This is a genomic window from Microbacterium sp. Cr-K32, from assembly GCF_000708345.1.
Classification (GTDB): Bacteria; Actinomycetota; Actinomycetes; order Actinomycetales; family Microbacteriaceae; genus Microbacterium; species Microbacterium maritypicum_A.
In genome coordinates this window covers 60,295-81,536 of record NZ_JARD01000014.1, presented here as the reverse complement: position 1 = coordinate 81,536, position 21,242 = coordinate 60,295, and the positions used below count along the sequence as shown (strand labels likewise).

Here is a 21,242-nt window from a genome sequence, read left to right as displayed (position 1 = left end):
GGATGTGGACATGACGGAACCGATCAAGCGGCGGGACCCTCTGGTCCCGCGCCGACGGTTCTCCGTCAACGCGGCTCTCGACGACGTCTTCTTCGTGTTCGCCGGTCTCGCCGCGATCTGGCTCGCGTATCTCATCATCACGGAGGCGTTCTCGTGGGGCTGGTGGGCCATCGGGTTCGCGGTGGCGTTCTGGCTGATCCTCGCCTACCTCGTGCTGCCGAGACTGCACTCCATCCTCACGCGCATCTACGTGCCCAGCTACTTCATCGGGCGGGCGCGAACGAGCGACGGCCTGCTCGGAGACCCGGTGAACCTCGCCGTCCTCGGCACCGAGGAGCAGCTCACCCGGTGCATGGCCGAGGCCGGGTGGACACGCGCCGATGACATCACGGCCGTGTCGACCTGGCGCATCGTGTCGTCGACCATGCTCAGGCGCAGCTACGACGAGGCCCCGGTCAGCCCGCTCTTCCTGTTCGGGAGACGGCAGGATCTCGCCTATCAGCAGGAGGTCGAGGGCAACCCGGCCAAGCGGCACCATGTCAGATTCTGGCGCTGCCCTGACGGCTGGATGCTGCCAGGTGGGCACCGTGTCGACTGGGTGGCCGCCGGCACGTTCGACCGTGCGGTCGGGTTCTCGCTGTTCACCCTCCAGATCACCCACAAGATCGATGCGGACATCGACATCGAACGCGATCACATCGTCCGCACTCTTCGCGAGGCGCACACCGGGGTGCGCATCGTCATCATCCGTGACTTCTCCACGGGATACCACTCCCGAAACGGCGGGGGCGACAGCATCCACACCGATGGCGATCTGCCCGTGGTCGATCTCCGCCGCGTGGTGCAGGCGCGGTCGGCGGATGCCGCGGAGGAGGCCGTCGAGGAGGCGCCGGTCACCGAGCTGCGGGGTCTGTCGTGAAGCGTCCTCTGGCCACCGGCCTCGGCACGGTGCTGATGTCGCTCCGGGTGATCTGGGGGTTCGTCTCGATCCTCGTCTACGTGCTGAACTGGACAGCGATCAGGGAGGAGATCTTCTCCACCGGCGACGGAACCGTGCTGGTTCCGCCGGATGTCGCCGACGTCCTCCTCATCGTCGGGTTCAGCGCGCTCGGCGTCTGGTACCTGTTCTACGGTGTGCTCGCCGGCCTGGTGTTCGCCGGGTCGAACTGGGCCCGCATCGTGGCGATGAGCTTCGCCTCGCTCAGCATCATCGTCGTCTTCCTCGACTGGTGGAACGCCGGCATCCCCGTCACGTTCCGCACCTCGCTCGCGAGCGTCGCGCTCGACATCCTCGTGCTGCTCGCCCTGTCGGCGCAGAGCGCCCGGAGCTTCGCCCGGCGCAACGACCCCCGCTTCATCAGCACCGGTGAGCCACTCGGGTGAGGCCGTCGGGTCAGAGCCACTTCTTGTACTTGAACACCCCGAACAGGCCGACGGCGAACGCGACCATCGCGCCGATGGCCATCGGGTAGCCGAAGGCCCAGTGCAGCTCGGGCATCACGTCGAAGTTCATCCCGTACACCGTGCCGACCAGCGTCGGGGCGAAGATGATCGCCGCCCAGGAGGAGATCTTCTTGATCTCGTCGTTCTGCGCGAGCCCGGCTTCGGTCTGGCGGCGTGCGACCAGCGCGGAGTGCACGGTGAGCGCGTTCTCGAGGATCGCCCGGAACGAGTCGATCTTCTCGTTGACGCGGATCGTGTGGTCGAGCACGTCGCGCAGCGAACGCTGCAGCTCCTCGTCGATGCGGTACTTCGCCGATCCCCGACGCAGCCACTCCAGCATCCCGTTCAGCGGGTGCACGGCGCGCTGGAAGTTGATGACCTCGCGGGACAGCTCGTAGATGCGGCGGGAGAGCGCGCTGTCGTCGTCGCCGTCGCCGAAGAGCTGGTCCTCGATCTCGTCGATGTCGTTCAGCAGACCCGCCACGATCGGCTCGTAGCCGTCGACGACCTCATCGAGGATCGCGTAGAGCACGGCCTCCGGCCCCATCGCGAGCAGTTCGGGGTTCGCCTCCATGCGTGCGCGCACGGCGGCGAGGTTGGGCGACTCGGCGTGCCGGATCGTCACCACGAAGTCGGGGCCGACGAACAGGTGCAGCTCGCCGAACTCGATCGACTCCTGCTCGTCGCGGTAGCGAGCCGGACGCAGCACCGCGAACAGGGTGTCGCCGTAGCGCTCCACCTTCGAGCGCTGGTGGCCTGAGAGCGCATCCTCGACCGCGAGGGGATGCAGGTCGAACTCGCGCGCGACGGACGCCACCTCTTCGGGGCTGGGCCGGTACAGGCCGATCCACGCGATGCCACCGGCGGCGTCCAGCATCCGGTAGGTCTCGTCCAGGTTCTTGGGGGTCTCCACGCGACGTCCGTGGACGTACACGCCGTTGTCGATGAGCGCCATGATGCGGCTCCGTTCTCGCAGGTGCACGGCAGCAGAGAGCTCCGTGCGCGGGTTCGTCAGGGGGGCGGATGACGCCGCCGACGGCTGCGGAGAAGGACGTGCGAAAGCGGACCGGAAGGTCAACGCGCGAGCGCAGGGAGTCGCGACGCAGCGAAGGCGGCGTCGTAACTATCACCGGACATCGCCATCACCGCCTTTCGGGACTCTTCGGGCCGAACGACCCAACACGTCAGCATACTCCTGTCTGCTGTGAGGCTTCCCGGTCGCGCTCCTGCCCCGATCAGAGCAGTATTCTGCTCGCCGAGAGGTGGAGTAGCACGTTACCTGCTAGTAGCATCGGACCTCGAAGCGATGCGGAGAGTCCGGCGTCGCCCCTTTCCGCATCGATCCGTCCGCTCCCGGCGCAGCCTCTTCGTGCGCCCGGTGTGTGCGGACGATGCGCCGCACGAAGGAGACTCCATGTCCGCTGCCCTCAGTCGTCCTCGAGCCTGCGGTCTGTGGGGTGGGATCGCCGCCGTGCTGATGGTGTCGGCCGGGCTCGTCGGGGCCTCCATCGCCACCGCACCCGCCGCTCAGGCGGCGCCGGTCCTGCAGTGCACGGGGTCGACGGTCTACGTCACCAACCAGGGTGCGGGTGACGGCGATCTCTGGCAGATCGATGCGACGACGGGGGCGGCGACCGCGCTGGTCGACCTTCCCGGTGACAACGTCGTCAATCAGCTGGGCATCGCGCCGGGAGGGGGGAACTTCCTGTTCACCAAGGCGGGGACCGTGTACGACTACACGCTCGCGACCGACTCCTTCGACTCCACACCGGCCCAGGTGCTCACGGGCTACTCGGCCGTCGGCGGGGCGGTGAGCCCGACGAGCGGGCTCTACTACTACGGGGGCATCGGCGCCGGCGGCACCGAGTACCAGATCGCCGTCTACGACCCCGTGACGAACACGAATCGAGGCGTCGCCTCGACGATCCGTCTGCCCGACGGCATCGCGCTCACCAACAGCGACTTCGCGTTCGACACCCTCGGTCAGATGTACATCGTGGGCAGCACACCGACCGGTGGTGCGCTGATCCGCGTCGACGGTTCGATCCCCTCGACGGGGTCGAACTCCGCACTCACCTCGTCGCTGCTCACGACGATCGAGCCCGTCGCCGGTGTGACCTATGCCGCCATCGCCTTCGGTGGGACCGGCGAGGTGTACATCGGTGGAGGCGCGGGACCGATCCTCCGGGTGAACGCCACCACCGGGGCATTGGTCGGGAACGTGCCGGTCTCGGGGGCCGTCGCCTCGAACATGACGGACTTCGCGACCTGTGGTGCGCCGCCGACCCTGACGGTGCAGAAGAACGTGGCAGGGCGGGTGCAGCCCACCGATCAGTTCGCCCTCTCGATCACCGGCGGCGGCATCGTGCCGGGACCAGGCAGCATCGGGGTCACCGAGGGGGCTGAGCCCGGGCTGCAGACGCAGTCGCCGGCCGAGACCGCCGGATCGGTCATCGTGCAGCCGAACGCCACCTACGACTTCGGCGAGACCGCCGCGGGAACGACGAATCTCGCGGACTACGGATCCCGCTGGGAGTGCGTCGATGCGCAGGGGCCCGCGGGGGCCACGATCGGCTCCGGCACCGGTCCGTCGGGGAGCGTCACGATTCCGCAGATCGCCGGCGTCGCCGTGGTCTGCACCGTGTTCAACGACCCGCTCGTGCCCGGGATGATCCTCGACAAGAGGGTCACCGGAGTCGTCGACGCCAATGGAAACGGCTACGACGATGTGGGCGACCGGATCACGTGGGAGTTCGAACTCACCAACACCGGCGAGACTCCGCTCACGGGACTCACGATCGACGACGACAGGCTCGCTGCTGCAGGTATCGGCATCACCTGCGATCCGGACGCGCTCGCCCCGGCGGAGTCGGTGGTGTGCACGGCGGACCGGCCCTATACGATCACGCCGGCCGATCTCGCCGCGGGCGCGGTGGTCAACACGGCGACGGGGACAGGCACGCCCCCGGGTAAGCCCCCTGTCATCACCCCTCCGGACACCACGGAGACACCGGTCGGCGGCTACATCGTGACCAAGGAGTCGGACCCCAGGTCTGGCAGCTCGGTGGCGGCGGGTTCCGTCATCGCCTACACGCTCACGGTGACCCAACGCGGTCTGGCGTCCGTTCCCGGAGCGGTGCTCGAGGATGATCTCGCCGAGGTGCTGGACGACGCCGCCTACAACGGTGATGCCTCCGCTTCTGCCGGTGCCGCATCCTTCGACGCGGCCGCGGGGACGCTCTCGTGGAGAGGCGACCTGGCAGCGGGCGACGTGGTCACGATCACGTATTCGGTGACCGTGGGAACGCGCGGCGACGGTGACCTGGTCAACACGGTCACCAGCCCGGGGTGCAGCACCGCCTGCACGACCACGCACGACCGGGTCCCGCCCCCCGCTGCCGGCCTTGCGACCACGGGAGGCGGAGTCGCGATCGGCGGCATCGTGGGCGCCGTGCTGGTCATCGCCGTCGGTGCAGGGCTCGTCCTCCGCGGGCGCCGTAGGGCTCGCCACGACGTGAGCTGATCTGAACGGACACGTGAGCTGACGCGGGCCGAGGCGGGAGCGTCGAGGAAGGCCGGTCGGGAGCGCTCCGACCGGCCGTTCCCTCGCGGCCTCGGCAGATGCATAGTCCGGTTCAGGGATGATCGCGTAACACGTTACGCATCACGCTCAACGAGTGTCCATCCGGATGATGCGAACGTCGAGGACCGGAGGTCATCTCATGAAGACGAAGACAGCAGCAGCTCTCGGTGGACTGGTTCTGGCTGCGGGTCTGCTTGCCGCGTGCACCAGTTCCTCGGGTGCACCCGCAGGGTCGCCCACGGGGGCACCGACGAGCACGTCGGCGAGCACCCTCAGCACTGCGGAGCTCGCCATGTGCACGGCTCTCAAGAAGGTCGCCGCCGACGTGGTGCCTGATCTCGAGAGGGCTTCCGAACTCGTCAAGTCCGACCCCGCAGCTGCGGCTTCGCTGGTCGACAAGATCCGTGAGGCGTTCATCAGCGGACAAGAGGATGTCGACTCCGGTCTGACTCCCGACTACGCGACAGCCATGGACGGGTACGCAGTGGATATCAGGGCGCTGCCGGCCGGGACGGATGCGACGAAGATATCCCAGGAGCTTGCGGAGCGCGGGACCGCGTTCGCCTCCGACGTCGCCTACTTCTGCAAGGAGTAGACGACGCCAGACGGAGTGCTGTCGCACGCCGGGACCTGCACGATCAACCGTGACCAGGTTCACGAGCTCACCGCTCGGTTCGGGTGAGCTCGTGACGGCTGTGTCCGCGGCTGTGGTTATCGTCCGTCGCGAGGCGCGTCAGAGGGCGATGACCGCGCCGCCGCGGGCGGCGGAGGCTTGCGCGGCCGTGGCGATCTCGACCGTGCGGATGCCCACGCCGGCGTCGGGCTGCGGTTGGCGCCCCTCGCTCACGGCGCGCACGAACTCGTCGAGCAGCAGCGCGTCGAGGTCGGCGCCGACCGGGCTCCAGGTCTCGCCGTGCGCATCGTGCCCGGCGACCCCCTTGGCGAAGGGACTGACCGTGACCGTGCCACGCTCGGCGACGACCTGCAGGGTGAGTCCACCCCAGGTGGCCGAGCTCATCGGCCAGCTCCAGGAGCAGTCGATCGTGGCGATGACCCCGCTCGGGTACCGGATGGTCACGAGTCCGCCGGTCTCGACGTCGAGTTCGCTCTGCGCGTGCAGGATGCTGTTGGACACGGCGCGGACCGACTGGGCGCGCTCACCCAGCAGCTCGTCGAGCAGGTCGGCGCAGTGCACGACGTGGTCGACCAGTGCGCCGCCTCCGGCCAGCTCCGGATCGGTGAACCAGGCACGATCCTGCGGCAGCTTGCCGTTGTTGATGCCGGTGACGCCGAGGACCGTGCCGAGACGGCCGCTGCGCAGCTCGGCGATCGCCTCGCGCACGCTCGGCGCGAACCGCACCGGGTAGGCGACCATCAGGATCACGCCGGCGCGGTCGCACGCCTCGCGCATCGCGATCGCGTCGGCGACCGTCGTGGCCAGCGGCTTCTCGCAGAGTACGTGCACCCCGGCCGCGGCCGCGCGCTCGACGAGGGCACGATGCCGGGAGTTCTCGGCGGCGATCACGACCGCATCCGGTTTCCAGGCGAAGGCTTCGTCGTAGGTCTCGACGTAGGCGACGCCCAGCTCGGACGCGAGGTCTGCGCCGCGAGGGGCGTCGTCGGGAGCCGAAGCGCCGTCGGGGTCGGCCGCGATCAGCTCCACTCCCGGCATCGTCTGCAGCGCGTGCACATAACTGAGGGCATGCGTGTGCGCGAACGAGAGCACGGCGATGCGCAGCGGGGCGGAAGCGGTCATCGGGCGGCCTCCTCGGCATCGGGCGCGAAATGTTCAGGAGCGCGGTGTTCGGACAGCGCCACGGGGGCGCCGGAAGCGATCGACGCGTATGCGGCCTCGGCGACGGCGACCGCCTCGATGCCGTCCGCAGGGCTGACCCTCGCCTCCCGCCCCTCGCGCAGCGCGGCGACGAAGTCGGCGATCTCGGCGTAGTACGGACTCTCCTGCGGAGACATCGGCGGCAGGTAGTCGGCGTCGCCCGCAGGGAGCACGGCGTCGGTGCGCAGCGCATGGTCCTCGGCGCTGTCGTAGCGGAGGCGCCCCTCGGAGCCCGACACCTCGACGCTCGTGCGGAACGGCATGCCCGGAGCGACCCAGCTGCCGTGGATGTGGCTGATGACGCCGCTGCGGTGCGTGAGCACCACGTGCGACGTGACGGGGGCGGGAACGCGGTCGTCGATCGTCGGCGGGTTCTGCACTGCGTAGACGCTCGCGACGGGACCGGCGAACCAGACGGCCTGGTCGATGTCGTGGATCATCAGGTCGCGGATGACGCCCCCGCCCGCGCGTTCGGAGAAGAACCACGGCGTCTGCGGGGCGGAGCCGGCACGGCTGAACCGCTGCACGGCGAGCGTGCCGATGCGACCGGCGTCGATGCCGGCCTTGATCTGGGCGTATTCGCCCATGTACCGCACGACGTGGGCCGGGAAGAGCCGTACCCCGGCCTCTTCGGCGGATCGGGCCACGGTCGCCGCGGCTTCGGCCGTCGCCGCGAGCGGCTTCTCGCAGATCACGTCGAGTCCCCGGGCGATGGCGCGCTGCGCGAAGTCGGCGTGGGTGCTGCTGGGGGTCACGATGTCGACGATGTCGACCAGCCCGATGAGGGTGTCGACGTCGGGCACGAGCTCGAATCCGTACTCCTCGGCGATCTCCTCCGCTCCGACGAGAGAGGTGACGTACCCCTCCGCCCCGAGCGCCCGCCAGGCGTCGGCATGCACGCGGGAGATGCCGCCCGCGCCGATGAGTCCGACCTTCAACGTGCTCACTGCTTCTCCTCGGTTGTGTCGATGACGGGGTCTTCCGCCCCCACCGGTTCGAGCGGCCGCGGGGTGATGGGCGGCGCCGGCATGTCCTCGATGCCGTAGATCTCGGCGGCGTGCCGTTGGAACGCATGCACGACGGCTCCGTGCGCGGCGGCTTCGGCGCCCAGCCGTGCTTCGGCGATCGGCACCTGGAAGGGCAGGCCCAGGTGGCCGGGCAGGGCCGCCCGGAGCGGATCGAGCAGCTGCTCGTGCGCGGCGGAGAGCCCGCCGCCGATCACGATCATGGCGGGGTCGACCGTCATGGTCAGGGTGGCGATGCCGTGCGCGAGCTCGTCGATGAAGGCGTCGAGCTCCTGCTGCGCGGCGTGATCGCCCCCTCGGACCAGAGCGAACACCTCGGCGGCGGTCGGGGCGGTGCGCCACGTGATCTGGCCCGTCTCGGTGTTCAGCCCGCGGAAGGCGAGGCGGCCGATGTCGCCCGCGGCGTTGTGGATGCCGCGGCGCGGTCGTCCACCGAGGATCAGTCCCATCGCGATCCGGTTGCCGACGGACAGGTAGATCACGTCGTCGACGAGCTGCGCGACCCCGAGATGGTGCTCGGCGACGGCCGCGAGCCGCACCCCGTTGTCGACCGCGACGGGGCAGCCGAACGCGTGCCGGAGCTGCGAGCCGATGTCGATGCCCGACCATTCCGGGATCACGACCGAGGTGGTCACGCGTCCCGCATCGTCGACGATGCCGGGGAGCGAGACCCCGACCGCTCGTACCTTCGATGCGGGGATCGACACGACCGAGAGGGTGCGGCGCACGTCGTCGATCACGGCCGCGAGCTTGGCTGCGCCGTCGAGCTGCTCGGCCACACCGGAGTAGCTGCGCTGCGCGATCACGACCCCTGACAGATCGGCGAGCACGACGCGAACGCTCGCGACACCGATGTCGACGCCCACGACGGTCCCGGCGGCACCGTGGAACGAATAGCGACGGGCGGGGCGACCGGCACCGCCGCCGTTCTGGGCGGGGGCGTCGACGATCAGGCCCGAGTCGGCCAGCACGGTCACCGCGTTCTCGACCGACGTGCGCGAGATCTCGAGCGAGCGGGACAGATCGTTCACGGTCGCGGGCCCCGAGTCGCGCAGCTGCAGAGCGGATCGCGCGACGATCGAGAGCGGGCTGTTCACGGCCATGTGCGGTCCCTTCCTCATCTCCGTCGTCGGGTGCGATCAAATTAGCACACCCGATTCTCAGATCAAGCTTTGATGTTCTCGAACGGGAAAAACGGCGGAAACATGGCTCTGAGAACTTGTACTTGACGAATTATCCCATTGCAGTGTCATAATGAACCGTACTCAGCACGGTATAAGCAAAGGAGCACCATGCGCGTCAGCAAGATCACCGGCGTCGTCGCGGGAATCGCGGCCGCCACCCTGTTGGCCGGATGTTCGGCCGGCGGAGGCAACACCGCAGAGGGAGAGCAGGACATCACCGTCTGGCTCTACCCGGTCATCGCCGACGAGGCGGTGCACAAGGACTTCTGGGACTCGACGATCGCCGACTTCGAGAAGCAGAACGAGAACATCAACGTGAAGTACGAGATCTTCCCGTGGGCGAACCGCGACGAGGCTCTCCAGACCGCGATCGCGGCAGGCAAGGGGCCCGACGTGGTCTACCTGATCCCCGATCAGCTCGCGGCGTACCAGAAGTCGATCGCCCCGCTCAACGACCTGCTGAGCGCGGAGCGTCAGGACGACCTGCTGCCCAACGTGAAGAAGTCGGTCACGCTCGACGGCGACATCCTCGGAGCCCCGATCCTCACCAGCGCGCAGCCGCTCATCTGCAACGCCGCCGCGTTCGAGGCCGCGGGCGTCACCGAGTACCCCGAGACCTGGGACGACGTCACCGCGATGGCCCCCCGGTTCACCGAGAAGGGCATGTACGCCCTGAACTACCCGGCATCCGCGGAGAACACCCTCAACCTCACCTACTACCCGCTGCTGTGGCAGGCCGGTGGCGAGGTCTACACGAAGGACGGCGACGTCGGCTTCGACAGCAAGGAAGGCGTGCAGGCGCTCACCTTCCTCACCGACCTGGCCGAGGCGGGTGCTCTCGACCCCGAGGCGCTCACCACCAACGTCCCGCTCGAGCAGACCGCCGTCGCCCAGGGCAAGGTCGCGTGCACGTGGAACAACGCGGTCAACGAGGTCGTGCCCTTCTGGGGCGAGGAGAACGTCAAGGTCATGGCGCCGCTGACCGAGAAGGAGTCCGTGGCCTACGGCACGGTCGGATCGCTCTCGGTGCTCAAGGGCTCCAAGGCGCAGGACGCGGCGGCGAAGTTCGTCGAGTACGCCACCGGCGCCGACGTCGTCGAGCCGTACCTCAAGGCCGCCGGCTACTTCTCCGCACTCAGCACCACCGAGCCGCTGTACGCGGACGACCCGCTGCTCGGCGAGGTCGAGAAGTATGTTCCCGACACCACGGTCGGCGAGCTCAACGCCTCGTCCCGTGCGCTGATGGGCGTGCTCGCCCCGGAGATCCAGGCAGCGCTCCTCGGCGACAAGTCGCCGGAGGACGCATTGAAGGATGCCGCGACCGCCGCGGCGCCGCTGGTCAAGAAGTAACACCTCGGGGGCGTGCGGAGCCCGAACTCCGCACGCCCCCGCACCCCTTCACTCCCCCCACGTGAGGTACCACTGATGACGACGGCAACCACGGCGAAGAAGCCCGCAGGGCGGGTCACGCGGGTGCTCGCACGACGAGAGGCGCGGATCGCGTTCCTGTTCGTGCTCCCCGCCTTCCTCCTGTTCATCGCCTTCCGCTTCGGCCCGAGCATCGCCGGAGTCGCGCTGAGCTTCTTCGACTACGACATCACCGGTGAGATCTCGTGGCGGGGTCTCGACCACTTCCAGCGCATGATCGCCGACCCGCTGTTCTGGCGGGCGATGGGCACCACGCTCATCTACACGGTGTGCGCCGTGCCGATCGCGCTGGTGCTCTCGACCGTGATGGCCCTCGGCGTGCGTCGGGCCTTCCGCGGCGCACGCTTCTTCCGCTCGATCTTCTTCCTCCCCGTCATCACCTCGCTCGTGCTGGCCGGGTCGATCTTCGTCTGGATCTTCTCCGCGAACGGACCCTGGTCGGCGCTGATGGCGCCCCTCGGTCTCGGCGGATCCTGGCTCGGCAGCACCGTCCTGGTGATCCCCGCGATCGTCGTCGTCGGCGTCTGGTCGCGATTCGGCTACGGGATGATGATCCTCATCGCCGCGCTGCAGGACGTGCCGCGCGAGCTCGAAGAGGCGGCGCTGATGGACGGCGCCAACGCCTGGCAGCGCTTCCGCTACGTGATCCTCCCGGTGCTGCGGCCGACGTTCTTCTTCCTGGCGGTGATCGAGACGACCGCCGCGTTCCAGGTGTTCGACGTCATCTACGTGATGACCCAGGGCGGGCCGGCGAACGCCAGCTACTCGCTCGTCTACATGCTCTACGACCAGGGCTTCCGCTACTTCGACTACGGCTACGCGGCCGCGATCGGTGTGGCCCTGTTCGTCATGACCCTCGTCGTCGCGCTCATCCAGCGCCTGGTGATCGGAAAGCAGAAATGACCGCTCTGTTGCAGCCGCCGACCCAGACCCCGGCGACGCCGCCGAAGACGTCGACGAAGCAGCGCCGCGCCTACCGCGCGCTGCAGCCCACCGGCTGGGGGATCGTGGGGCGATGGATCTGGCTGAGCCTGGCCGGCATCCTCAGCTTCTTCCCCTTCTACGCGATGGTCGTGCTGAGCCTGAAGCCCGGCATGGTCGTCGAGCTCCCGGGTTCCCTGCTGCCTTTCCAGGACATCTCGTTCGACGCCTACGAGCAGGTGCTCGCCGGGCAGAACATCCTCGGCTGGCTCGGCAACACCCTCATCTACTCGCTCGTCTCGGTCGTCGCGGTGCTTTTCCTCTCGGCGCTCGCCGGCTACGCGTTCGCCAAGAAGCGCTTCCGCGGCAAGGAGGTGATGTTCTGGTCGTTCCTCGCGATGGTGATGGTGCCGTTCCATGTCACCCTCATCCCGACGTTCATCCTGATGGCGAACCTCGGTGGCGTCGACACGTACTGGGGCCTGATCCTGCCGTCGCTCGCGAACGCACAGGCCGTGTTCCTGATGCGGCAGTTCATCCAGGGGCTGCCGGACGAGCTGTTCGAGGCCGCACGCATCGACGGCGCCGGGGAGTTCCGCATCTTCCTGCGGATCGTGCTGCCGCTGTGCAAGCCGATCCTGGCGACGCTCGGCATCTTCGTCTTCCTGTGGCACTGGAACGACTTCCTGTGGCCGCTCATCATCGCGAAGTCCAACGCGATGTTCACACTCACCGTCGGCATCTCGTCGCTGCAGCAGCAGAACGTGCCGCTGAGCACCATGCTCGCCGGATCCGTCGTGGCACTGCTGCCCATCTTCCTCGCGTACCTCATCGCTCAGCGGTACGTGCAGGAGGGCGTGGCCGGTACGGGCATCAAGGGCTGAGAAGAAGGGAAAGCACCACATGACTCAGCACCAGTTCACTTCCGAGGCGGAACTCGAGGAGGCGCTCGCGACACCGAGCGCCGCGCTGATCGCCGATCTCGCACGCGGTGCGGGCGACCTCGTGATCCTCGGCGCCGGCGGCAAGATGGGTCCGACCCTGGCGATGCTCGCGCGCCGCGGGATGGATGCCGCCGGACGCCAGGGCGACACGGTCTACGCCGTCTCCCGCTTCGGAGACGCCGCGATCCGCGAGCGCCTGGAGAGCGCCGGGGTGAAGGTCGTCCCGTTCGACCTGATCGAGAACGACGACTTCGCATCCCTCCCGGATGCCCCGAACGTGGTGTTCATGGTCGGTGCGAAGTTCGGCGCCGCGACCAACGCGTCGTGGGCGTGGGAAGTCAACGCCGCGCTGCCCGACCGCGTCGCCCGCCGCTACCGCGACAGCGCGATCTCGGTGCTCTCGACCGGCAACGTCTACCCGTTCCTTCCTGCGGCTTCGGGTGGAGCGTCTGAAGAGGTGCAGCCCGCACCCATCGGCGAGTATGCGCAGTCGTGCCTGGGACGTGAGCGCGTCTTCGAGTTCGGGGCGCAGGAGCGCGGCACCAGGGTCGCGATCATCCGCCTGAACTACGCCGTCGACCTGCGCTACGGCGTGCTCGCCGACATCGGCAGCGCCGTGCATGCGGGACAGCCCGTGTCGGTCGCCACCGCCAACGTCAACGTGATCTGGCAGGGTTACGCGAACGAGGTCGTGCTGCGCAGCCTCGTGCACGCCTCGACCGCCCCCTTCACGATCAACCTCACCGGGCCCGAACTGCTGAGCGTCGAATCGATCGCCCGCCGCTTCGGCACCCTGTTCGACCGCGAGGTCGAGATCGTCGACGAGCCGCAGCCCACCGCGCTGCTCAGCGACGCCCGCCGCTGCATGGCACTGTTCGGCTACCCGGCCGTCTCGGCCGAGACCCTGATCGGCCTCCAGGCCGACTGGATCGAGAAGGAGCTGCCGATGATCGCCAAGCCGACCAAGTGGGCCGTGCGGGACGGGAAGTTCTGATGACCGTTCCCCCTCTGCGCCCGGAGGCCGCCGCCACCCTCGCCCGCGGCGCCGTGATCCCCGCGCACCCGCTCGCGCTCACCGCCGAACGACGCATCGACGAGCGCCGCCAGCGGGCCCTCACCCGCTACTACCTCGACGCCGGGGCCGGAGGCATCGCGGTCGGGGTGCACACGACCCAGTTCGAGATCCGCGATCCGGAGCACGCCCTGTTCGAACCGGTCCTCGCGCTCGCCGCGGAGGAGCTGGATGCCCGCGCGGATGCCGACGTGGTGCGCATCGCCGGTGTCGCCGGTGGCACGACCCAGGCGGTCGCCGAAGCGGAGCTCGCCCGCGACCTGGGCTACGACGCCGTGCTCGTGAGCCCTCGCGTCGCCGGTGCCGACGAGCGGGCTCTGCTCGAACGCGCCCGCGCGGTGGGCGAGGTGCTGCCGGTGGTCGGCTTCTACCTGCAGACGGCGATCGGTGGACCTGTGCTCGATCGCGACTTCTGGCGCGAGTTCGCCTCGATCCCGGCCGTCGTCGCCGTCAAGGCCGCTCCCTTCGACCGCTACCGCACGCTGGAGCTGGTGCGCGGGGTCGCCGCCTCCGGCCGTGCCGACGAGATCGCTCTCTACACCGGCAACGACGACGCGATCGTGGCCGACCTGCTCTCCGAGTTCCACGTGGATTCGCCGACCGGTCCGCGCACCCTGCGGTTCGTCGGTGGGCTGCTCGGCCAGTGGGCCGTGGGCACACGTGCCGCCGTCTCGCTGCTCGAACGCGCGCAGCGGGCGATGGGGGGAGACGAGGACGCCTACCGCGAGCTGGGCCTCATCGCCTCCGACATGGTCGACGTGAACCAGGCGGTGTTCGATCCGGGCAACGATTTCCACGGCGTCATCGCCGGCGTGCATGAGATGCTCCGCCAGCAGGGGCTGCTCGATGGCACCTGGTGCCTCGACCCCGCCGAGGGTCTCTCGCCGGGGCAGGCGGAGGAGATCGCGCGGGTGCGTCTCGCGTATCCCGATCTGAACGACGACGCCTTCATCGCCGAGAACCTCGAGACCTGGTTGAGGTGAGTGTTGCGGTGAGTGTCGAGATGAGCGTGGGCATGAGTGCGCCGACCGTGGTCGCGGTCGTCTCGGAGGAGCTCTTCACGGAGTTCTTCTCCGACGCGGATGCCGAACGCCTCCGTGCGGTCGCCGCGGGTCTGGGCGGCGGGTTCGCACGGGTCGATCGACTCGCAGAGGCAGAGCTCGGCGCCGCACGCGTCGTGATCACGAGCTGGGGCGTCGGCCCCTTCGACGCGGCAGTGCTCGCGGCGCTGCCGAAGCTCGAGCTGATCGCACACACCGGTGCGACGATCAAGCCCTTCGCGACCGATGAGCTGTTCGACCGCGGTGTCGTCGTGACCCAGGCGGGTGCGGGCATGGCGCGGCCGGTCGCCGAGGTGTCGCTCACGTTCACGCTCGCCCTGCTGCACCGGGTGCCCGAGATGCACAACGCCCTGCGCGCCGGCGACGGCTGGTACGACGCGGATGCCGTGGGCGTGCAGCGCGAGATCCTCGGCACCCCCATCGCGGTGATCGGGGCGTCCCGCACCGGGCGGGCCTACCTCGAACTGATCCGGGTGCTCGGCGCCGAGCCGCTGCTGGTCGACCCGACGATCGATGCCGCCGCCGCTGCAGCACTGGGGGCGGAGCTTCTGTCGCTCGACGAAGCGCTGCAGCGCGCGCAGATCGTCGCCGTGCACGCTCCCACGCTGCCGGAGACCCACCACCTGATCGGTCGCCGCGAGCTCGCCCTCATGCGTGACGGAGCCGGGCTCGTGAACACCGCGCGCTCCTGGATCGTCGATGAGGCGGCGCTGATCGACGAGCTGCAGCGGGGACGGCTGGGCGCCGCGATCGACGTGTTCGACGAGGAGCCGCTCGCCGCGGACAGCCCGTTCCGCGCGCTTCCCGGAGTGCTGGTCACCCCGCACCGCGCCGCCGGGACGACCCAGGGACGACGGCGTCAGGGGCGGATCGTCGCCGACGAGGTCGAGGCCTTCGCCGCGGGGCGTCCCCTCGCGCACGCCGTCTCCCGCGACCAGCTGTCGTCGATGGCATGACCGGCACCCCGCTGCGTGTGGCCTTCGCCGGACTCGCGCACTCGCACCCCTACAGCGACGCCGCGAACGTTCGCGCGCTCGGTGCCGAAGTCGTCGGGGTGCACGATGCGGATGCGGGGGCGGCCGAGGAGTTCGCCCTGCGTTTCGGTGGCGCGGCGGTGGCCTCGCTCGATCTGCTGACGGCGCTGCGTCCCGACCTGGTCATCGCGACACCGCGCCCGCACGAGGTCCGGGGCTTTCTGCACCTGCTCGGCAGCCGAGACGCTCCGGTGTTCGTGAACAAGGTGATCGCCCCCACCGGGGCTCGATTCGCCGAGATCGACCGCGTGCTGACGGCATCGTCGACCCCCGTCGGCACGAGCTCCGTCCTGCGCTTCGCTCCGGCGCTCGTCGCGCTGGCCGGGCAGATCGGGGGCGAGGATGTGCTCGCGCTCCGCGTGCACGCACAGCACGACAATGCCGCCTTCCAACTGCCGGACCGGGCGTGGCAGGACGACCCGCGGCGCGGTGGCGGTACGGCCGTGACGGTCGGGGTGCACGCCTGGGAGATGGTCGATGTGCTGCTGCCCGGGGCGGCTCTCGTCTCGGGATCCGGCTGGACGCGCACGCGCCCCGGATCGACGACCGCGTCGGAGGATGCTGCGGGCATCGAGGGTCTGCTGCGGGTTCCCGGCGCGGAGCGCGAAGTGCCGGTGCAGGTGCTCGTCACGGGGACGCCGGGCGCGGATGCGTACGGAGCGGAGGCGGTGACGGCCGCCGGTATCCGTTCGGTCTCGCTCGACGTGGACGGCGATCAGGACGCGGTGGGCGATCAGGGTGAGGGGCCGAACGAGACGCTGGGGTTCCGTGACCTGATCCACGCGTTGCTCGATGCGGCACCGCGCGGGGCGACCGTGGCTCCCTGGAGCGAGTCGCGGGTGGTCGTGGCGAACACGGTCCGCGCGGCCGAGATCGCCCGGAGCGACGCATGAGTGCACCGCTCATCCGTGCGGCTCGGGCCGAGGATCAGACCGCGCTCACCGCGCTGTGGGCGCAGGCGTTCACGCCGCCGCTCGCCCCCGACCAGTGGCTCATCGATCAGGAGCGGCTCGCGCACACACTCGTCGCCGAGGACGATGGCGGCCTGTGCGGTTCGATCTACGGTCTGCCCAAGCAGCTGCGCGAGTCCGATGGCGTCGCCGAGGTGCACGCGATCGGCAGCGTCGCGGTGGCCGAGCGGGCGCGAGGACAGGGCCTCGCCCGTCGACTCGTGGCGGCGACCCTGCAGACGGGCGGCGACGCCGACTGGGCATTGCTGTTCACCGGCACCCCGGAGGTGTATCGGTCCAGCGGCTTCGACACCTTCTCCATGGCGCGCACTCTGGCCGGCTCCTGGACGGCACCCGTGTCGGCCGGGACCGATGCGCGAGTCGAGCGCGCGACCGTCGGACTCGGGAGCTTCCGCCCGCTGTGCGAGGTCTACGAGTGCTCACGTGCGGGCAGGGTCGTGCTCGCCCCGGTGCGTGGTGACCGCGACAGGGCGATGGCGGAGGTGCGGATGCGGGGTGCGACGCTGTACTGCCGGACCGAGGGGTCGACGGTGCTCGGCTACGCGGTCGCCGAGCGTCGCGGCGGGATCGGCACGCTCCTGGAGAGCGCTGTGCTCCCGGGAATGGACGGCGACGAGGCGCGCGATGAGCTGCTCTCCGCCATCGCCGTCGACTGGCACTCCGCCGGGGTGACATCGTGCGAGCTCGCCGTTCCCGCCCTGCCGGAGGAGGATCGCGCGCTCCGCGCCTTTGCCCCCGAGGCTGTGCGGCAGGACGACCGCACCGGGATGATCCGTGCGCTGCGGCGTGCGCCGCGGCTCGACGGCATCCGCCATTTCACGGCGGGCGACTACTTCTGAGCGCCTCGCTCGGAGAAGCGCTGGGGACGGGGGATCGATCGGATGATGCGGCCCGGCCGAAGGACCGGACGCCTGACCGCGGCGATGACGCCGCAAGGAGGATGAGCATGACCCAGAAGGTGAGCACGACCCAGAAGGAGACGGCCGCTCTCGAGAGCCCGACCGCGACCCTGCGCAGCAGGCGCATGCTGCTCGCCGGCTTCGGCGCGGCGGCGATCGGAGGCGTGGCGGCGGTCAGCGCGCAGACTCCGGCGCAGGCTGCCGGCCCGATCGTGACGCAGGGCGATTCGGGATCGTCGTCGGTGGCGAACGGCGGCACGGCGACCGCGCTCGTGAAGCGCAAGGGCAAGGACGGTGATCTGGTCCGCACGACCGGTTACGCCGCAGCCGGCGACGGGGGTGCCGGGCTGTACCGCTTCGTGAAGAAGGACGCTCCGGCGGCCAACGGCGGCACCGTGCTGGCGGCCCCGAAGGGCGGAGCGTGGCTGCTCGTGCACGGCGGGGTCGTGGACTTCCGGATGTTCGGGATCATGGATGCGAGCGTGAACGCCGACGACGCCCTCGACGCCATGGTGAACGACGCGAGCATCCACCGCATCGAGGGGCACAGCCCCCTCAACTTCGTGCGCCGCCACACGTTCTCACGGTCGAACATCGCCTTCGACTTCGGGGGACACCTCATGACCACGGTCGGCATCGAGAACGCCGGCAAAGACGATCCGTTCGCGGCGGTCATGTTCTTCCGCGGCGAGGTGACCGATGCGGTGCAGGAGGCGAAGCTCGGCGAGGTGGTGCCGGATCTCGGCGACATCTTCCCGGTCGCCGATTCGTCGTTCTTCGCTGTCGGCGATTGGTACGCGGCCGAGGTGAACGCGCTGTCGGGTCGTTGGGAGCGCGAGCTGCAGCGCATGGTGCAGGTCACGCAGATCGTGGACGGCACGCACATCCGCATCAACTACAAGAACGGCTGGCCGCTGGGCAAGGATCGCACGATGACCTGGCGCCGGGTCGTGCCGGTGCAGGACGTGACGGTGTCGAACCTGAAGTTCCTCGGCACCGGTACCGACGAGTACACGGGATCGCACCCGCTGGCGTTCGAGTACGCGGTGCGCTGCGACGTCGACCACATCGACGGCACGGGGACCTTCTGGCCGCTCATCCAGCGCCGGTGGAACACCTACTATTCGACCGTGAGCTGCACGCTCAAGAACCCGACCTCGGTCACCTGGGGTGGGGCCGGCTACCTGACGCAGCAGATCTACTGCCTCTACGGATACGTCGCCAACTGCCACACCGCGAACGCCCGGCACCTGAACGACTTCACCGCGAGCGCCTACTGCCTGGTCGAGAACTGCCACGGCGACGGTGACGACCAGGGTCCGTTCGTCACCCACGGGCAGTACGAGCACGACCTCACGTACACCGGCAATTCCGGTCTCATGACGTTCGCGAACTCCGGTGCGGCCTGGGGCTCGGCGGCCAAGCGCATCACGGTGCGCAAGCACGTGTGCTCGTGGTTCGTCGCCCGTGTGCGCATCACCGACCTCACGCTCGAAGACGTGCAGGTGATCGGCAAGCCCTCGCTCGCCGGCTCCGGCATGCTGTGGATCAACGCCGACGGCGCGCAGCTGCGCGGGTGCACGGCATCCGACACCCTCGTGATCACGCAGGCGTCCGACAATTCCGCACGGCCGACGGTGATCGCCGACTCGCACTTCACGTTCGTCGCGCCGGGAGAACTCACCAACGCCACGGTGAAGACACCCGTCACTTTCGTCGACACGGTGCTCGACCGGGTCGGCGGCATGAAGATCGCGGGAGCCGGAGCGGTCACGTTCCGGGGATCGACGCTCACGGCGGCTGACGATGCCGCGCCGATCGCCTCGTCGTCGGAGCGTCTGCGGTTCGAGGGATCGACACTCCGCAACGCCCGTATCGCCGCGGCCAGAGGAGAGCGGCAGGCCGTGGAGATCGCGGGATCGGACGTGGCGGTCAAGGGCGGCACCGGCGTCTCCCGGACCGGCGACGGCGAGCTGCATCTGACGCTCTCCGACAGCACCTTCCGCGCGGAGGGGGCGACGACGCACGTCGCGGTCACGAAGGGCGCGACTCACTACCGCGCGGTCGGCAACCGCTTCGAGGGCGGGGCGCTGGAGCTGGCGGATGCCGCGTTCGGCGCCTCGTCCACGTTGGTGCACACCGGCAACGTCGAGTCGGGCGTCACGCGCACGGCCTTCCCCGCCGAGGGCCCGCGCGTCGTCGACTCGGCGAACCTGAGGGTCTGAGCCGGGCGCGCTTGCTGGCGCGAGTGCCGCGGATGCCGCCGAGCGCACGGGATGCTGCCGAGTGCACGGCTTCTCGACGTGAAGAAGCCGTGCACTCGGCGAGAACCCGTGCACTCGGCGGGGTGTGGGGTGTGGGGTGTGGGGGTGTCGGGTCAGAGGCCGGTGACGACGACCAGCTTGCCGACGGCGGTGCCCTGTTCCATCGCGGTGTGCGCCTCGGCGATCTGGTCGAAGGCATAGACCCGGTCGATCGGCACGGTGGCCTCGCCGGCCGCGACCGCATCGAGGAAGCCCTGGAGCACAGCCGGCGGCAGGTCGGCCGCGCCTCCGCCGTAAGCGCTGAGGCGCACGCCGCGGGGGATGTACTCGATGGGGTAGAAGTCCTTCACGGTCCACTCGTTCGAGAGCATCCCGGTGAAGCAGACCACGCCGTGCACGCGGGTCGAGCGGAGGGTGTCCGGCAGGGTCGGCGTGCCGACCAGCTCGAGAGCCGTGTCCACGCCCTCGGGCAGGATCGCTCTGACCTGCGCCTGCACGTCGCCGTCGTCGATGAGCACGTGGTCGACGCCGATGCGGGTGAGCGCCTCGGCCTTGCGGGGGTTGCGTGTGGTCGAGAAGACCGTCATCCCGCGCTGCTTCGCGAGCACCGCGGTCGCCATCCCGATCGACGAGGTGCCGCCGCGGATCAGGATCGACTGGCCCGGCTGGGCGTCGAGCCCCACGGTGAGCGACCCGTACGAGGTCTGCAGCATCTCGGGCAGGGCGCCGAGGGTGCCCCAGTCGAGGTCGCTCTCGAAAGCGATCACCTGGGTCGCGGGAACGCAGGTGTACTCCGCGTATCCGCCGTCGTACGCGCGTCCCATCCCGCCCATCACCGCCACGACCTGCTGGCCGGGGGTGAATTCGCCCCCGGGCGCCTCGACGACGACTCCGGTCGCCTCGATGCCGAGCACGCGGGGAAAGGTGACGCCCTCCGCCAGGCCGAGTCGGGTGTGGAGTTCGGAGCGGTTCAAGCCGAACGCCTTCACCTGGATCAGCACCCAGCCCTCACTCGGTGTCGGGATCGGCAGCTCGCGGATGGTGAGGGCCTCAACGGGGCCGGGTGCGTCGAGCACGATCGCGCGCATCATCTCGGTCATGGGGTGACTCCTGTCGTCGGTATGGGCTTGCGCACCCGAAGGGTGGCGAGAGTGGTGGCGAAGTGCTGAAGGTCGTCGGCGGAGACGCTCTGGAACCACGGCTCCAGTTCTCTGCCGAAGGTCTGGGTCGCGATCGTCAACATGTCCTCGCCCGCCGGCGTGAGCGTGATGAACGAGGCCCGCCGGTCGTCGGGGTTCGGTGTGCGCTCGCAATAGCCCGCTGCTTCGATGCGAGCGACCAGCTTGCTGGTGCCGCCCTCGGTGATCGAGAGCTCGGTCGCGATGTCGGAAGCCCGGCAGTTCTCGATCCGGTCGATGGCCCGCATGGGCTCGAACCAGCTCAGCGGCAGGGAATGCTCGGCGCGGAGACGTCGGTCGACCGCCTCCCAGATCTCCATCTCGAAGCGGATCACATCATCGAAGAGTCGATGCAGGTCCACGGCGCTTCCTTTCCACGAGCACTGACTTACTTTCCGTGG

Annotated in this window: 19 protein-coding genes; 13 read left to right on the top strand and 6 right to left on the bottom strand. The window is 69.3% G+C overall.

Going from position 1 to position 21,242, the window contains the following annotated elements; translation table 11 throughout:
• The first annotated feature begins 10 nt into the window (after window positions 1-10).
• Both GZ64_RS0106920 and GZ64_RS0106915 read left to right on the top strand, forming a co-directional pair.
• The gene (locus GZ64_RS0106920) at window positions 11-919 is read left to right on the top strand and encodes an LssY C-terminal domain-containing protein (RefSeq protein WP_051667880.1); all 909 of its coding nucleotides are present in this window, start codon (window positions 11-13) and stop codon (window positions 917-919) included.
• On the top strand, window positions 916-1,383 hold the full coding sequence (locus GZ64_RS0106915) for a hypothetical protein (RefSeq protein WP_051667879.1): 468 nt from the start codon (window positions 916-918) through the stop codon (window positions 1,381-1,383). Before GZ64_RS0106920 ends, GZ64_RS0106915 begins: the two co-directional genes overlap by 4 nt.
• A gap of 10 nt (window positions 1,384-1,393) precedes the next feature.
• Here GZ64_RS0106915 and GZ64_RS0106910 read toward each other — a convergent pair whose 3' ends face one another.
• Window positions 1,394-2,398, bottom strand: a complete 1,005-nt coding sequence (locus GZ64_RS0106910; RefSeq protein WP_029258864.1) for a magnesium and cobalt transport protein CorA — start codon at window positions 2,396-2,398, stop codon at window positions 1,394-1,396.
• A gap of 459 nt (window positions 2,399-2,857) precedes the next feature.
• Between GZ64_RS0106910 and GZ64_RS0106905 the strand changes: the two genes are divergently transcribed.
• Both GZ64_RS0106905 and GZ64_RS0106900 read left to right on the top strand, forming a co-directional pair.
• The gene (locus GZ64_RS0106905) at window positions 2,858-4,966 is read left to right on the top strand and encodes a DUF7927 domain-containing protein (protein ID WP_029265608.1); all 2,109 of its coding nucleotides are present in this window, start codon (window positions 2,858-2,860) and stop codon (window positions 4,964-4,966) included.
• Window positions 4,967-5,165: 199 nt separating this feature from the next.
• Window positions 5,166-5,621: a hypothetical protein gene (locus GZ64_RS0106900; protein WP_136025429.1), complete on the top strand. Its 456-nt coding sequence runs from the start codon at window positions 5,166-5,168 to the stop codon at window positions 5,619-5,621.
• Between the two features lie 138 nt (window positions 5,622-5,759).
• On the opposite strand, the gene GZ64_RS0106895 is transcribed toward GZ64_RS0106900, so the two are convergent.
• From GZ64_RS0106895 to GZ64_RS0106885, 3 genes are read right to left on the bottom strand one after another with little or no spacing between them, the layout of a single operon-like run.
• Window positions 5,760-6,782 carry a Gfo/Idh/MocA family protein gene (locus GZ64_RS0106895; RefSeq protein ID WP_029265606.1) on the bottom strand — a complete coding sequence of 341 codons (1,023 nt, stop codon included), beginning with the start codon at window positions 6,780-6,782 and terminating at the stop codon, window positions 5,760-5,762.
• Window positions 6,779-7,807 carry a Gfo/Idh/MocA family protein gene (locus tag GZ64_RS0106890; protein WP_029258868.1) on the bottom strand — a complete coding sequence of 343 codons (1,029 nt, stop codon included), beginning with the start codon at window positions 7,805-7,807 and terminating at the stop codon, window positions 6,779-6,781. Before GZ64_RS0106890 ends, GZ64_RS0106895 begins: the two co-directional genes overlap by 4 nt.
• Window positions 7,804-8,988 (bottom strand): ROK family transcriptional regulator, encoded by a 1,185-nt coding sequence (locus GZ64_RS0106885; RefSeq protein ID WP_029265604.1) that lies wholly within the window; start codon window positions 8,986-8,988, stop codon window positions 7,804-7,806. The genes GZ64_RS0106890 and GZ64_RS0106885 overlap by 4 nt, the downstream gene beginning before the upstream one ends.
• A 189-nt stretch (window positions 8,989-9,177) precedes the next feature.
• Between GZ64_RS0106885 and GZ64_RS0106880 the strand changes: the two genes are divergently transcribed.
• The 9 genes from GZ64_RS0106880 (at window position 9,178) to GZ64_RS0106840 (ending at window position 19,624) form a co-directional block, all read left to right on the top strand.
• Window positions 9,178-10,419 carry an ABC transporter substrate-binding protein gene (locus GZ64_RS0106880; protein WP_029265603.1) on the top strand — a complete coding sequence of 414 codons (1,242 nt, stop codon included), beginning with the start codon at window positions 9,178-9,180 and terminating at the stop codon, window positions 10,417-10,419.
• A 75-nt stretch (window positions 10,420-10,494) separates the two neighbouring features.
• A complete protein-coding gene (locus GZ64_RS0106875) occupies window positions 10,495-11,400 on the top strand; it encodes a carbohydrate ABC transporter permease (protein ID WP_021200218.1) in 906 nt (301 codons plus the stop codon).
• Window positions 11,397-12,302, top strand: coding sequence for a carbohydrate ABC transporter permease (locus GZ64_RS0106870; RefSeq protein ID WP_021200219.1), 906 nt, complete (start codon window positions 11,397-11,399; stop codon window positions 12,300-12,302). The genes GZ64_RS0106875 and GZ64_RS0106870 overlap by 4 nt, the downstream gene beginning before the upstream one ends.
• Window positions 12,303-12,321: 19 nt before the next feature.
• Complete coding sequence (locus GZ64_RS0106865; RefSeq protein WP_029265602.1) at window positions 12,322-13,356, top strand: NAD-dependent epimerase/dehydratase family protein; 1,035 nt, start codon at window positions 12,322-12,324, stop codon at window positions 13,354-13,356.
• On the top strand, window positions 13,356-14,417 hold the full coding sequence (locus GZ64_RS0106860; protein ID WP_051667878.1) for a dihydrodipicolinate synthase family protein: 1,062 nt from the start codon (window positions 13,356-13,358) through the stop codon (window positions 14,415-14,417). Before GZ64_RS0106865 ends, GZ64_RS0106860 begins: the two co-directional genes overlap by 1 nt.
• Window positions 14,418-14,449: 32 nt before the next feature.
• A complete protein-coding gene (locus GZ64_RS0106855; protein ID WP_231479839.1) occupies window positions 14,450-15,451 on the top strand; it encodes a hydroxyacid dehydrogenase in 1,002 nt (333 codons plus the stop codon).
• A complete protein-coding gene (locus GZ64_RS0106850; protein ID WP_029265599.1) occupies window positions 15,448-16,422 on the top strand; it encodes a hypothetical protein in 975 nt (324 codons plus the stop codon). Before GZ64_RS0106855 ends, GZ64_RS0106850 begins: the two co-directional genes overlap by 4 nt.
• Window positions 16,419-17,339, top strand: coding sequence for a GNAT family N-acetyltransferase (locus tag GZ64_RS19415; protein WP_029265598.1), 921 nt, complete (start codon window positions 16,419-16,421; stop codon window positions 17,337-17,339). Before GZ64_RS0106850 ends, GZ64_RS19415 begins: the two co-directional genes overlap by 4 nt.
• A 107-nt stretch (window positions 17,340-17,446) precedes the next feature.
• Window positions 17,447-19,624, top strand: a complete 2,178-nt coding sequence (locus tag GZ64_RS0106840; RefSeq protein ID WP_029265597.1) for a hypothetical protein — start codon at window positions 17,447-17,449, stop codon at window positions 19,622-19,624.
• A 152-nt stretch (window positions 19,625-19,776) separates the two neighbouring features.
• Here the strand turns inward: GZ64_RS0106840 and GZ64_RS0106835 are convergent, their stop codons facing one another.
• Complete coding sequence (locus GZ64_RS0106835; protein ID WP_021200226.1) at window positions 19,777-20,763, bottom strand: zinc-binding alcohol dehydrogenase family protein; 987 nt, start codon at window positions 20,761-20,763, stop codon at window positions 19,777-19,779.
• Entirely contained in the window at window positions 20,760-21,203 is a 444-nt protein-coding gene (locus tag GZ64_RS0106830; RefSeq protein WP_029258875.1) for a MarR family winged helix-turn-helix transcriptional regulator, read from the bottom strand. Before GZ64_RS0106830 ends, GZ64_RS0106835 begins: the two co-directional genes overlap by 4 nt.
• Window positions 21,204-21,242 lie beyond the last annotated feature (39 nt).